We start from the raw sequence: 14108 nt of genomic DNA, 5'->3' as shown, positions 1-14108 counted from the left end.
CAAAACTCCCAACCATAGACACTAGCAGTCGAAACAAATCATGAACGGACACTATATGTTCGATATGTGTTCCGCAACCACTTAATTTCAGGTGAACGCATTGCGGCTTCGGCTGAAGACACCCTCAAAGGCGCCGTTCAGGCGTCATTCCGGCAGCCGGAGCAGCTCGCAACGCGAACCCTTCGCGGCAGCCGGCGCGAACGGCGGACGTATCACAAGTGCCCGTGCCGCAGCGAGATTCCCCAATAGCGATGAGTCCTGGTGACTGACCGGCACCGCGATCAGCGTGCCGTCTTCGCGCGCTTCGAGGCGGGCCCGAAGATAGTCTTCACGCTGGTCGTTGGCAGCGAGATCGTGGCCCAGCAGGGCGCTTTCGCGCCGATGATGGACGGCGTCGCGGCCCGATAATGCACGAATCAACGGCACCAGAAACAGGAAGCCGCAGACATAGGAGGAGACGGGATTGCCGGGCAGGCCGATCACCCGCATCGTGCCCAGCCTGCCGTGCATCATCGGCTTGCCCGGCCGCATCGCGATGCGCCAGAACATCATGGCCGTCCCCTCGGCCTCCAGCGACCGCTTGACGAGGTCGTGGTCGCCGACCGAGGCGCCGCCCATGGTGATCAGGATATCCGCGTTTGCCTCGCGCGCACGGCGGATGCCTTGCGCGGTGGCATCGACCGTATCGGCGGCGATCCCGAGATCGACGACCTCGGCGCCCGCCGCCCGCGCCAGTGCTCGGATCCCGTAGCCGTTGGAATAGACGATCTGGCCTGGGCCGGGGGTAGCGCCCGGCATCACCAGCTCGTCGCCGGTGGCGAGCACTGCGACTTTCGGGCGGCGGTGCACCGCAAGCTCCGGATAGTTCATGCCGGCGGCGAGTGACAAATCGCGGTCGGTGAGGCGGCGCCCGCGCGTGAGCAGCACATCGCCCTCACGGAAATCGACGCCGGCGGGGCGGATATGCCGCCCTCGAACGGCGGCTTCGGTGATGGCGATGTGATCGCCGTCGATGGCCGTGTCTTCCTGGATGATGACGGCATCAGCGCCGTCAGGGATCACGCCGCCGGTGAAGATCCTCATCGCTTCGCCTTGGCCTACCTTCCGCTCGAACGGGCGGCCGGCGGCGACCTCGCCGATCACCTTCAGCCGCACCGAAAGATCGGCGGCATCGGCCGCGCGCACCGCATAGCCGTCCATCGCCGACATCGCCTGCGGCGGCTGCGTGCGCCGTGCCGCGACGTCGCGCGCCAGCACGCGATGCCAGGCATCGTCGAGCGCGACCATCTCTTCGGGCAACGGTTCGGCGCCGGCAAGGATTGCGGCAAGCGCATCGGCGACAGGCATCAAGGCCACGGGCAGACCTCCAGCAGCATGATCCGGAAAAGTGGACACCGGTTTTCCGAATAGATCACGCTCAAATCAAAGGGATAGAGCGGGATGACGGTTCAAAGAAACGTCATGCCGCTCTAGATCTCAAGTGCGGTCAGCGCCCTTGCCACGTCATCCGTCGATGTCACGTGGATGGCACAAAGGCCGCGCGCCCGCGCACCTTCGATATTGGCGGCCGAGTCGTCGAAGAACAGGATCCGCGACGCCGGCACACCGATCGCTTTTACCACATGATCATAGGCTTCCGCGTCGGGTTTGCGCAAACCGATGCTCGATGACAGGAATATCTCGCGGAAATGGCTGAGCACGTCGCCATAGGCCTGCGAGAAATGCGCGACATGGGCCGGATTGGTGTTGGAAAAAGCATAAAGCGGCAGGCGTTGTGCTGCGCCGGCCAGCAGCGGCGCAATTCCCGGCATCTCGCCGGTGAAGATCGCGTTCCAGCCTTCCAGGAACTGCGCGTCGGTGAGGCCGATGCCGAGCGACTGGCGCAGGCTCGCAAAGAACGCCGCGTCGTCGATCCGGCCGATCTCGTGATGCTTGAAACTGTCGTTGACGACAAAGCGCCTGGCGAGGTCGGCGGGCTCGCAGCCCGCGTGCCCTGCCCATTTCGCCATCACCTGATCGAAGCTGATGTCGAGCACGACACGGCCGAGGTCGAACAGCAACACGTCGACGGAGGAGGGCGCTGGCGGCAAATTCATGGCCATCGTTTACAAAACTGGTCAGCCATGGGCAACGGGCTGGACTGAATTCGGCCCGATCCGGCGTTTAAGCCGGTGCCGGAGCTGTGCTAAGCCTTGGCGCGAAAAAGGGAGTGCTGGTGGCATGAAAATCCTGGGCAGAATTTTGGGCGCTACATGTGTGATCGCCGCGCTGACCGGGCCCGTCTGGGCTCAGAATCCTATTCCCAGATACGGTGAGACCGACAAGGAAAAGTCGGCAACCGAAAAAGCGGCCGAAAGGGACGCCGAAAGGGCCTACAAGCGCTCGCTCGGCAATATCCCGGAGCAGAAGAGCACCGACCCCTGGGGAACCATGCGCAGCGACAGCGCGCCGCCGAAAGCGGCGGCCAAAGATACTGCCAAGGCGTCGCCGGCCAAGCCGAAAGCCAAATCTGCCGACGGCGCCGCAAAGTAGAAGACACTTCCCGGCGCCGGCACTTCCAGGTGCGATGCCGGGACAATGATGTCCGGGTGCGAGGAAACGACGGATGACGGAAACGCTGCTGTTTTCCCCGATGACGATCCGCGGCGTTACGCTGAAGAATCGCATCGTGGTGCCGCCGATGCATCAATATTCGGCCCAGAAGGGTTTTCCGACCGACTGGCACCTGATGAACGCGGGCAAATTCGCCGCCGGCGGCGCCGGCCTCGTGGTCGTGGAATCGACCAAGGTCGAGCGGCGCGGCTGTGGCACGGTCGGCGATCTCGGCATCTGGGACGACGGCTTTGTCGAACCGCTCGGCCGCCTCGCCAAATTCATCAGGCAGCAGAATTCGGTCGCCGGCATTCAGCTCGGCCATTCCGGCCGCAAGGCGCGCGCGACCCGGCCCTGGGAGGGCGATCGCCCGCTGCAGCGGACGCCCGAAATCGAGGATTGGGACGCCTGGCAGCCGGTGGCGCCGAGCGCCATCGCCCATAGCGAGAAATGGCCGGTGCCGAAGGCGCTGGCTCGGGGCGAGGTGAAAGACCTGGTGCAGGCCTGGGGCAGTGCTGCGTGGCGCGCGCACGAAGCGGGTTTTGACGTGCTGGAGCTGCACGGCGCGCACGGCTATCTCGTGCATCAGTTCCTGTCGGAGCGGTCGAACCAGCGCAGCGACGAATATGGCGGCTCCGAAGCCAATCGCATGCGTTTCATCACCGAAATCACTGAAGCGGTGCGTACGCATTGGCCGGACCACAAGCCGCTGTTCGTCCGCCTCTCGGTCGAGGACAATGCCGGATGGGGACCGGAGCAGAGCGCGCGGCTGGCAAAGATCCTCAAGGTGAAAGGCGTCGACGTCATCGACTGCTCGTCCGGCGGCATCACCGAGATGGCGCCGATCCTGGGCAAGGAAATCAAATACAGCTACCAAGTGCCGCTGTCTGAATATGTGAAACGCCATGCCGACATCATGACGATGGCGGTCGGCCTCATCATCCACGGCGACCAGGCCGAGCAGATCCTGCGCGAGCGCCAGGCTGATCTGATCGCGGTGGGGCGGGAAATCCTCAACAATCCCAATTGGCCGATGGACGCCGCGCTCAAGCTCGGCGTCGAGGGCCCATTCCGCAACGTTCCGCCGCAATTCGGCTACTGGCTGGGCACCCGCGCCAAGCGCGGTTTTGGAACCCGGCCCTCCACCCTGGCAAAACGGGCTGCAGGAAGCCGATTAGGCGACCGAATCCGTAGCCCGCAGGGGGCCACCGGGTCGCGCGAATGCGCGCCCGACGACGAGCGCAATTGCGCTCGCGCAGTGATGACAGGATTCGCGATATGCGGGTATTGGGGGAAGTAAGAGAATCCCGGATGTCGGTAGATTAAACTTGGCTACGCGCCGATCCGCTTCTCGAAGAACACACTGCTCGCAATGGATTGCGGTGCCATCATTGCGTAGGCGCCGAACGCCGGACACTCCCGGAACCCCATTCGCACATAGAGCCGCATCGCCGCGATCTGCCGGTCTCCCGTCTCCAGACGCAACATGGAGATCCCGGCACGACGGACCTCCGCTTCGATGCGGGCCAGGATAGCGTCTGCAACTCCCTGTCCCCGTGCGGTGTGCCGCACGTACATGCGCTTGACCTCCGCGAAATCGGGAAAGAGGGAGACGCCGCCGCAGCCCACCGCCGCTCCGTGTAATCTTGCGAGGAAGAATCGGACGTGTGGTTGAAAGATCGCATCGAGCGTCAATCCATGCCGCTGCTCAGGCGAATACTCCGCAGAGAGCACGGCCTCCAACTCACCGACAAGTGAGCGCACCTCGTCGGTCGCGGTCAGCGCAGGTTCGATCTGCACTTCATCTTTGTCGCCCATGGTTGCCCCCTTCGAACCCTGCGGAACCCGGCTCGGCCCATCCTACATTCGACAGGAAACTCAGCAAATTGTCGTCCACTCCCAATGAGAAAATTTTCCTTTTTTCAGGGTTTCAGATCATTTCGGAGCCGATAAGGCCTCGAAGGCCGTATCGCCCCGGGTCGACGTGCCTTGATCCGACCAAAAAGCCATTGTGAGTTGGCGGTGCCGGGACAGGGGCGCCGATTCACGGGAATCGTGGGCGTCCGCACAAAAGAATAAGGGACGCCCTATAATGCGCAGGAATTTTGCCTTTCTTCTCGGCACGGTGACGGGCGCGTGTCTGACTCTTCTCGTGACGGGACCGCAGGGGGCCAGTCTGGTGGCGGCGGCAAAGGCCGCGGCCCGTTCCGACGCCTACACCCAGCTCAATTTGTTCGGCAACGTGTTCGAGCGGATCAAGACCAGCTACGTCGAGAAGCCCGACGATTCCAAGCTGATGGAAGGCGCCATCAACGGCATGATCTCCGCGCTCGATCCTCATTCGCGCTACATGAATGAGAAGGGCTGGAGCGACATGCAGGAGACCACCCATGGCGAGTTCGGCGGGCTCGGCATCGAGGTCACGATGGAAGACGGCCTCGTCAAGGTGGTGACGCCGATCGACGAGACTCCCGCGGCGAAGGCCGGCATTCTGTCGGGCGACGTGATCACCCAGATCGATGACGAGCAGATTCAGGGCATGACGCTGGAACAGGCGGTGAGCCGGATGAAGGGCCCCGCCAACAGCAAGATCCGGCTGAAGGTCGCGCGCAAGGGTTCCGCCGCGCCGATCGATATTGCCATCGTGCGCGAGATCATCCGGGTGCGGCCGGTCCGCTACAAGACCGACAGCGGCGATATCGGCTACATCAGGATCACCCGCTTCAACGAGCAGACCACCGACGGCCTGAAAAAGGCCATCGCAAGCATTTCGAAGGAGATCCCCGCCGACAAGCTTGCGGGCTATGTCATAGACCTCCGCAACAATCCCGGCGGATTGCTCGACCAAGCCGTTTCCGTGTCGAGCGCCTTCATGACAAGGGGCGAGGTGGTTTCGACGCGCGGCAGAACTTCGGAGGAAACCCAGCGCTTCACCGCGCGCGGCGGCGACATCACCAAGGGCAAGCCGCTGGTCGTGCTGATCAATGGCGGCTCGGCTTCCGCGTCCGAGATCGTGGCCGGCGCCTTGCGCGACCACAAGCGCGCCACCCTGATCGGCACGCGCACCTTCGGCAAGGGCTCGGTGCAGACTATCATCCCGCTCGGCGCCGGCAACGGCGCGCTGGCGCTGACCACCGCGCGCTACTTCACCCCCTCGGGCCGCTCGATCCAGGCCCAGGGCATCGCGCCCGACGTCGAAGTGCTGCAGGAGGTGCCGGATGAACTCAAGAACCGCTCCGAGTTAAAGGGCGAAGCCTCGATGCGCGGCCATCTTGCGGCAGATGGCGCCGAGCAGGCCGGCTCGCAAGCCTGGGTTCCGCCGAACGACAAGGACGACAAGGCGCTGAACGCCGCGTTCAACCTGCTGCGCGGGGTGACGGTGAACGCGAATGCGCCGACGGCGGCGAAGCGGGCGGTGCCGAACTAGCGGCAGCCCGGCGCTAATAACGCTTTCGGAATTGCCTGCGTAGCCTGATGACAGGCTCCGCGATATCCGGGGCTCTGGTCTATCCCGCATGCCGCTGCGTTCATGCGGGCTACTGGCTTTCGTCTGCCCCGGCTACGACATCATGCCGATGCCCTTCGGCGGCACGCCTGAAGCCCCCGAACACAAAATCTCGAAAACAACCCCATGCAAAGTAGGATGGGTGTCCTTTTTTGAAACTCCGCCTCTGCCCCACCCGTAGCTCGCGTGCGAGATCGCTCACCAGGCCGGTTCCCGCCGCCTGCGCGTTCAAACGGAGTTGTCATGTCGAGAAATTGGACTTTGCTGATCCTGATCCTGTTCCTCGGTTCGAGCGGAACGCTGCAGGCAGAACCGCTCGATTCACCCGGCGTCGTGTATATCGACGGACAGCCGTGCAACCGCGCGTGCCAGTCCTACATGGACTGGTCTTACCGGGCATTGTCCGCCCGGCGCCACGAGGAACGCGATACCAGCGTCGCGGGACCGGATGAGGTGGAAATAGAACGGGTCGAACCGGCGGCTCGCCCGCGTTCGGCACGGCATGCCGCGCCGGTCGCCCGCAGTGTGCCGCACGCCGGCAAGGCGGCGTCGAATGGCAAGGCACCCGGCACAAAGGCGTCGAACAGCAAAAAGATCGCTGCACCCAACGCCGCGCCTCAAGCGGCGGGGAAGGAAATTCCGGCGGTCACGGCGGCTGTGACTACGCAAAAGGCCGCAGGCGAGACCGCCGCAGCCGTTCAAAAGCCGGAGCCCAAGGTCGAGGGCGCTGACCAGCCGGCGCAGACAGCCGTGATCGCCGCGCCGCAGCCCGACGAGGCTCCTGTGTCCAAGGCGGCCGCACCCGAGGTCAAGCCCGAGGCGAAGGCCGAGGTCGTGTTGCCGCCGCCGGCGACGCTCGATGTTGCCGCAGCGCCTGCTGCGCCGGCACCCGCCATGGCGTCCAGCAAGGCCAGGGAGATTGGAAAGGCCGCATCCTCATCGCTCGATGATCCGGACAATCTGGTTGCGCTCGTACTGGCGCGCCCTGAGATCAATTCGTTGTCCGACCTGAACAACAAGACCATCGCGATCACCGAGAAGCAATCCGCATCGAGCGGACGCGTCAGCGCCGCGCTGATGGCGGCCGGAGCCGCCGAAGTCCAGTTCAGCGAAGTAAAAGCCAGCGCGATCGACCGGCTGATCAGCGGCGAAGTCCCGGCCGCCGTCGTGCTTGCTACGCGCGAAGTGGCGAACCTGTTTCCCGAGGTCGAGGGGTTCCGGACGTTTCGGGTGCCGCTGAAGGCCCGGCTGTAGCGAGCAGAGCGTGGATGAGCGCAAGCGATATCCGCGGTCTTGGCTTATTCCTGCATATCGCAGCGCTCATTCGGGCTACTTGGTGTCACAAAAATTATCGTTTCTCACTCCAGGGGTGCAGTCCAGTGCACTTAATTCGCAGATGTTACAAAGGCGCGACGCCGCAATTGAGTGGCTTGTTACCGCAATTCATCAAGTTATCGTGAGAGCCCCGGAAACGCACGCGTGGATATGATTGGTAAAGTTGGTTAGCGCAGCGACGGCAAGGCAACGAATTGCATGTATGAGGGGTCAATGCCTGCACCCTGCAAGTTCGAGCTAAGTATCCTGAAGCACGATGAGAAAGCGCTGATGCAGACCTCTCATCACCCCGAAATTGGTGACGCGGATCGCGCGACACTCGAAAACCTGAGATCATCGCTCAGAAAACTCCGGGACAGAGAGCGCACGCTCGCCTTCCACCGGCGTCGGATCAGCAAAGGCACCGCCGAGCCGCGAGGCCAAAGCGCTTCGGGGACTGCCGAGCATTCTCTCCATCGCAAGCAGGTCTTCGTGGCTGCCCTGAAGCGGGTCAACAAGGAGCTCGCGCGTCTGCAAAAATTTGAGGCGAGGAAGGAACTGGGAGAAGCGGCTCGGCGAGCGCTTTCTCTTCGTAGGGCACAGCAGTTCTTCCGTCCGACAAATGAGCCAACTTCCCATGAAGGCATGAAGGCGATTCCGAGTCGCCGGCGAAGTATACTTCCGCGGTCAACAATTGGGCGGGTGTCACAGGCGAACAAGAGAGCGCAGGCCGCAAGAGATTCCCGCCGCTAGACGATCAGCGCCTTAACAAGAAAGCCCGCCGACCAGCGCGCTGGCGGGCTAACTTGATACGATTGTTCTCCTAGCCGTTATCTTTCGCTGACGTGTCGGGGCCTGCTTTTGTCGCGGCTTTCCGGGCAGACCAGCGCGCTCGAAGCCGCTTCAAGGCGCGGAACGTCACAGGGGCGACCGCCTGAAGCGCGAGAGAAGCACCTCCGGCAACCAGTCCCTTGACAAGAGAAAATGCCAAATCGGGCCAAAAGTACCACATGACCCCTGCGTCCTTCTTCACAGGGGCACCGCCGGCAGCCGTGGGCAGAAAAAATAAATAGAAAAGCCCCGTCCGTCGCCGGCGGGGCCCAGAAAATCCCTGTACGCGGTTATTCAGCGCACGCGAAACCTTTGGTTCACCCGCTCAAGGTGGACTCGAGAATAAGAGAGGCGCACATCACAGTGGCCGTGCGATTGAAACCGCGCATGACGATTCTCCTAAACGAAAATATGCGGCCCGTAGCTGAGTTGCATGCTTGATAGCGCAACCGCTCTCGAGACCGCGTGACGCGCTCCTGGCCAAGCCGACCGAGGGCGACCAACCAACTAACACAACCAGACCGAACGACTCCTGTCTGTGTGCCATTTCACAATTGAACGACGAGTTACAGGACCGCAGGACGGATTAGCCGAAGGCGTAATCCGCCGCCTCGTCGCTTAAGCGTCCCGGGGCCTTCCCACCGCGGGAATGCGGACGCATGTCCTCTCGGCTGTTTGAAAATTGAATCGGAGAACTCTCCGCGTCATTGCCTACGACAAACGCGAAGCGTTTGCGCAAGGAAGCGCAGGCGACGATTTGTCCGCCGTAATTCGAAGAGCGAAAGGAAGCGATCCGTTCTTTCTTTGCTCAGCGAGGAATGGGGTGGCTCGCAATGACCATAACAACGTCGCTCGAAAACTTTACGCCGGCTGCCAGGCGATTTTGGAAGTTCATTTCCAAACATTAATTCCCAAGCCAGCATCGTGTAATGCGGGAAACCCCATCTACGGCGGCGTGCGGCTTTGCGCTCAATCATCATCCTGGAGATTTTTTGTGATGGACCAACGTAACCTTGTTTCTCACGGGCAGCGGAAGCGCTCCCTGTTCTCGGCACGAAAAGTGGCATTGATGGCATCGGTCGTGACCGGGCTTGCGATGTATGGCTTCAGCGCGTCGCCCGATCGCATTGATATCCTTGGCAGCGCCGCCCATGCCCAGGCTGCTAACGCCGCATCGGGCGCCACCCAGCAGCCCCTTGGTTTTGCCGATGTGGTGGAGCGGGTGAAGCCGTCGGTGATCTCGGTCAAGGTCACGATGAAGGACAAGGCCGCTGACGCCAGCAACAAGGACGACGTCGACGAACAGGGCTCGCCCATGGAGCGCTTCTTTCGTCAGTTCGGCGGCCCGAACGGCGAATTTCAAAATCCCGAGCGCAACGGCCGGCATGGCACGATGGGACAAGGTTCCGGGTTCTTCATTTCGTCCGATGGATACGCGGTGACCAACAACCATGTCGTTGAAGGTGCCGACAAGGTCGAGGTAACGACGGACGCCGGAAAGACCTACACCGCGAAGGTCGTCGGGACGGATCCCCGGACAGACCTTGCCTTGATCAAGGTCGAAGGCAATTCAGATTTTTCGTTTGCGAAGCTTTCGGCGGGCAAGGCCAGGATTGGCGATTGGGTGCTTGCAGTCGGCAACCCGTTTGGCCTGGGTGGCACCGTAACCGCCGGTATCGTTTCGGCCCGCGGCCGTGACATCGGAAGCGGCCCTTACGACGATTTCATCCAGATCGACGCGCCCGTCAACAAGGGCAATTCGGGCGGCCCGACCTTCAATATGCAGGGTGAGGTCGTCGGCGTAAATACCGCGATCTATTCGCCATCCGGCGGCAGCGTCGGCATTGCATTTTCGATTCCGGCGGCGACTGTAAAGAACGTGATCGCCCAGCTGAAGGACAAGGGTAACGTCAGCCGCGGCTGGATCGGTGTTCAGGTTCAGCCGGTAACCCAAGATATCGCCGACGGCATGGGCTTGAAGCAAGCGCAGGGTGCGTTGGTAGCTGACCCGCAGAAGGACGGACCTGCAGCAAAGGCCGGCGTCGAAGCGGGCGACATCATCACTGCGGTAAATGGCCAGTCGGTCAAGGATGCCCGCGAACTCGCCCGCATCATCGGCGGCTTCGCACCTGGCAGCACAGTCAAGCTGGACGTTCTGCGCAATGGCAAGAGCAAGGTCGTCAGCCTGACCCTTGGCCAGTTGCCGAATGATCGGCAAGCCAAGGCCGACAGTGAAGGCGAGGGCAAAGGGTCGGGCAATGGTACCGACGTTGCGCAGCTAGGCCTTACGGTTGCTCCGGCGGGCAAGGTAGACGGTGCGGCTAAGGAAGGCGTCGTCATCACGAAGGTCGAACCGAAAAGCGCGGCTGCCAATCGCGGGGTCAAGAAGGGCGACGTTATTCTGGAGATTGCCGGAAAGAACGTCGCGAAGCCCGGCGACGTTGGCGCCGCGCTTGAAGCTGCGCGCGCCGACAAGAAGAGCAGTGTGCTGATGCGGCTTCGCTCGGGCGACGGGTCCCATTATGTCGCCGTGCCGCTCGCAAACGGCTAGGCAACTCAAATGGCAGGCGGCGGCTTTTCGCCGCTGCCTGCCACGCCCGTTGCCGCGGCGCCCGGTTCAGCATCTTCGGATATCGCGTATCACCAATGGCCAACAGCAGCGATACTCATTCTGCCGCCCGTTCGGATCTGGGTCAGGCGTGGTCCGATGCCTGGCATCTCTGGCGGATAATCATTCCGAGGCGATCGATTACCGGTCGGCTCGTCTGGGGAATGGTATGGCGGCGCAACCGTGGAGGGCGCTGGGTCTACAAGAAGTTTGTCGAGTATTCGGATGATCGTGATCAGAAATCTGTCTCCTAGACCGAGACCAGGTTGCATGAGAGAGCTTGCAAAGCGGCCCCGACATGCGTCCTGTACTTCACGCCGTCCGCGCCACCGGCTTGCGTCTGCGCGACCGGTTCACCCGCGCCGCCTCCGGGCCCTGCCGATCCGCAAACAGCAGCGGCCTGATGTCGGCCGCCGGCTTCGGCGGGCTGAACAGGTAGCCCTGCATTTCCGAACAGCCGAGTTCGCGCAGCAGTTCGCGTTGCGCCTCGGTCTCGACGCCTTCGGCCGTCGTCGTCATGTGGCGGTCGGCGGCGATGGTCACCACGGCCTGCACGATGCTGGACGATCCGTCCGGCTCGGCGATATCGGTGATGAAGCAGCGGTCGATCTTGATCTTGTCGAACGGAAAACGCTGCAGGTAGCTCAGCGAGGAATAGCCGGTGCCGAAATCGTCCAGCGCAATGCGGACCCCGATGGCGCGGAGGTCGTGCAGAACGGCAAGCGCCGCCTCGTCGTCGCGGATCAAGACTGCTTCGGTGATCTCGAGCTCCAGCCGGCTCGCGGCAAGGCCCGATTCGGCCAGCGCAGCCATCACCTTCAGCGCCAGCGTGCCGCTTCTGAATTGAACCGGCGAGACGTTGACCGCGAGCCTGATATTGCCGGGCCAGCTCACGGCTTCCTTGCATGCGGTGGTCAGCACCCACTCGCCGAGCCGATTGATCAGGCCGGTGTCCTCGGCAAGCGGGATGAACTCGGCGGGCGAAATCATGCCGCGCTGCGGATGGCGCCAACGCACCAGTGCCTCGCAGCCGGTGATCGCGTTGGTCTGCAGGTCGAGGCAGGGCTGGTAATAGACCTCGAAGCCGCCGTCGACGAGCGCCTGGCGCAGGTCTATTTCCAGGCTGCGGCGGGCGCGGACCTCGGCCTCCATGTCCGTTTCGAAGAAGCGATAGGTGCGGCGGCCGGCGGCCTTGGCCGCATACATCGCCAGGTCCGCGTTCTTCAGGATCCGGTCGATATCGGAACCGTCGCGCGGCGCCAGCGCGATGCCGATACTGGCGTCGGTGGTCACCTGATGGCCGAGGCATTGATAGGGCGAGCGGATCGCCTCGAAGATGCGGCTGACCAGCTTCATCACGTCGTCGGTATCCTCGATCCCGGTCTGAACGATGGCGAACTCGTCGCCGCCGAGCCGGGCCACGAAGTCGGTCTTGCGCGCGCAGGCGGCAAGGCTCGACGCGACCGATTTCAAAAGCTCGTCGCCGATCATGTGGCCGAGCGAGTCGTTGACGCTCTTGAATTCGTCGATGTCGATATAAAGCACCGCCAGTTGCCAGTCCGGCGCGGCGTGGGACAGTTCGCGCTTGAGCCATTCGTGGAACAGCGTGCGGTTCGGCAGGTCGGTCAGCGCGTCGTAATGGGCGAGGTGGGTGATGCGCTCCTCGGCGCGGCGGCGCTCGGTAATGTCTTCATGGGTCGCCAGCCATCCGCCGTCCGCCACCGGCTCGTTGACGACCTGGATCGAGCGTCCGTCGGGCGTCGATATGATCATGGCGTTGCGGTGCGAGATGTCGCGCAGCACCATCTCGACGTATTGACCGATGTCGCCGACGAACGAGCCGGTCTCCTTACGGTGGGCGATCACCTCGCGGAAGCTGCAACCCGGCTTCACCACGTCGGCCGAGAGGCCGTACATCTCGAGATACCGCTTGTTGCAGATGATGAGCCGCTGCTTCGCATCGAACAGCAGCAAGCCTTGCGTCATGTTGTTGACGGCGGTGTCGAGGCGCTGCTTCTCCAGCGACAGCCGCTGCTTCGACGTGCGGTGCTGATGCGACAGCTTGCGGACCACGAGAAGCAGTAGTGCGGCGATCGCGAGCACCGAAAGCCCGGTGACCGTGATCAGGATTGCGATCTGCTCGCGCCAGTCGGCCAGTGCAGCCGATGTCGCGGTTGAAGCGACGATCACGATCGGGAAATTCGTCAGCGTGCGCGACGAGATCAGCCGGTCCTCACCGTCTATCGGGCTGGCGAGGCGCGAAGTGCTGTGGGCCAGCTCGAACACCTGCCGCTGGGCGGCCGGGCCGGTCTTGAAGTTCTTGCCGATCATATCAGCCACGTGCGGATAACGGGCGAGCAGCGTGCCGTCGCTGTGGAACATGGCGATGGAGGCGCCGGGTCCGAGCGCTACGGTCGCAAAGAACTTCTCGAAGTTGACGGGTTCGATGCCCCGGCCGATGAGGCCGAGGAATTCGCCCTTCGGCCCGGTGACCTTGCGCGCGATCACCGTGGTCCAGACGCCGGTGACGCGGCTGTAAACCGGCTCGATCAGCATCTCCGGCGATTGCGCGCTCGACTTGAAGGTCCTGAAGAAAGCACGGTCCGCCGAGTTGACCGGCGGCACCGGCCAGGCGGCCGATGCGTTGATCAAATTGCCTTCGGCGTCGAAGACGTTGACGCCGCCGACATAGGACAATGCGTCGATCTTGGATTTCAGCATCAGATGGATGTCATGGCCGGACATGCGGCGCTTGTAGTTCTCGGGCGTCGCGATCCCGCTGGAACGCATGAACGCGATCAGGTCCTTCTGCACGACCTGGAAGTCTTCGAGCTGCTGGTCGAAATGGCCTGCCAGCAGCAGCACGGTGTTTTCCAGCTCGCGTTCGCTGCTGCGCAGCGCGCGCTCGCGGAAATTACCGGCCATGACGGTCGCGCCGATCGCGATGGCGGCGATCAGGAGTGTGCCGCCCAGGATCAACCAGCGGATCGGGCCGCCGCGGAAGGCGGACGCAATCCTGAAGGATGTTGTACCGGTCGAAACCATTGAGCGTGATCGCTGCCGAGAAAATGAACTTCCGGAATCGGAGTTCTCCCACCCCCGGCCCATGACTTCGATATCGCGCCGATATGGAATTGACGTTAGGAAGTCTGGTTAATGAAGCGTTACTCGGTGGTGGCGGGTTCCGTCGGCAACCACAGGGGAGCATGGAACCGGCAAGGTGCAACCAGGAAAAAATCGGCGCACCGCCTGCTCGCG

General features: G+C 62.7%; 10 protein-coding genes. 6 read left to right on the top strand and 4 right to left on the bottom strand.

The genetic code is table 11. The features are described from left to right. Window positions 1-144: 144 nt before the first annotated feature. On the bottom strand, window positions 145-1356 hold the full coding sequence (locus tag V1286_RS16735; protein ID WP_334481073.1) for a molybdopterin molybdotransferase MoeA: 1212 nt from the start codon (window positions 1354-1356) through the stop codon (window positions 145-147). Between the two features lie 113 nt (window positions 1357-1469). After that, window positions 1470-2096: an HAD family hydrolase gene (locus V1286_RS16730; RefSeq protein ID WP_334481072.1), complete on the bottom strand. Its 627-nt coding sequence runs from the start codon at window positions 2094-2096 to the stop codon at window positions 1470-1472. Here V1286_RS16730 and V1286_RS16725 point away from each other — a divergent pair. Together V1286_RS16725 and V1286_RS16720 are read left to right on the top strand one after the other, a co-directional pair. Then, window positions 2095-2532: a hypothetical protein gene (locus tag V1286_RS16725; RefSeq protein WP_334481070.1), complete on the top strand. Its 438-nt coding sequence runs from the start codon at window positions 2095-2097 to the stop codon at window positions 2530-2532. The two genes, V1286_RS16730 and V1286_RS16725, sit on opposite strands and share 2 nt — an antisense overlap. Window positions 2533-2605: 73 nt before the next feature. Continuing rightward, window positions 2606-3892 (top strand): NADH:flavin oxidoreductase/NADH oxidase, encoded by a 1287-nt coding sequence (locus V1286_RS16720; protein ID WP_334481069.1) that lies wholly within the window; start codon window positions 2606-2608, stop codon window positions 3890-3892. Window positions 3893-3924: 32 nt separating this feature from the next. On the opposite strand, the gene V1286_RS16715 is transcribed toward V1286_RS16720, so the two are convergent. After that, entirely contained in the window at window positions 3925-4410 is a 486-nt protein-coding gene (locus tag V1286_RS16715; RefSeq protein WP_334481068.1) for a GNAT family N-acetyltransferase, read from the bottom strand. A gap of 274 nt (window positions 4411-4684) precedes the next feature. On the opposite strand from V1286_RS16715, the gene V1286_RS16710 reads away from it, so the two are divergent. The 4 genes from V1286_RS16710 (at window position 4685) to V1286_RS16695 (ending at window position 10793) form a co-directional block, all read left to right on the top strand. Beyond that, window positions 4685-6019, top strand: a complete 1335-nt coding sequence (locus V1286_RS16710) for a S41 family peptidase (RefSeq protein ID WP_334481066.1) — start codon at window positions 4685-4687, stop codon at window positions 6017-6019. Between the two features lie 321 nt (window positions 6020-6340). Beyond that, entirely contained in the window at window positions 6341-7351 is a 1011-nt protein-coding gene (locus V1286_RS16705) for a hypothetical protein (RefSeq protein ID WP_334481064.1), read from the top strand. A 294-nt stretch (window positions 7352-7645) separates the two neighbouring features. Beyond that, window positions 7646-8164, top strand: coding sequence for a hypothetical protein (locus tag V1286_RS16700; protein ID WP_334481063.1), 519 nt, complete (start codon window positions 7646-7648; stop codon window positions 8162-8164). Window positions 8165-9239: 1075 nt separating this feature from the next. After that, on the top strand, window positions 9240-10793 hold the full coding sequence (locus V1286_RS16695; protein WP_334489702.1) for a Do family serine endopeptidase: 1554 nt from the start codon (window positions 9240-9242) through the stop codon (window positions 10791-10793). A 369-nt stretch (window positions 10794-11162) separates the two neighbouring features. Here V1286_RS16695 and V1286_RS16690 read toward each other — a convergent pair whose 3' ends face one another. After that, window positions 11163-13895: a bifunctional diguanylate cyclase/phosphodiesterase gene (locus V1286_RS16690; protein WP_334481061.1), complete on the bottom strand. Its 2733-nt coding sequence runs from the start codon at window positions 13893-13895 to the stop codon at window positions 11163-11165. Window positions 13896-14108 lie beyond the last annotated feature (213 nt).

The organism is Bradyrhizobium algeriense, from assembly GCF_036924595.1.
In the GTDB taxonomy this organism is placed as follows: domain Bacteria; phylum Pseudomonadota; class Alphaproteobacteria; order Rhizobiales; family Xanthobacteraceae; genus Bradyrhizobium; species Bradyrhizobium algeriense.
The sequence above is the reverse complement of the archived record's forward strand: the minus strand, read 5'-3'. Positions and strand labels throughout refer to the sequence as shown.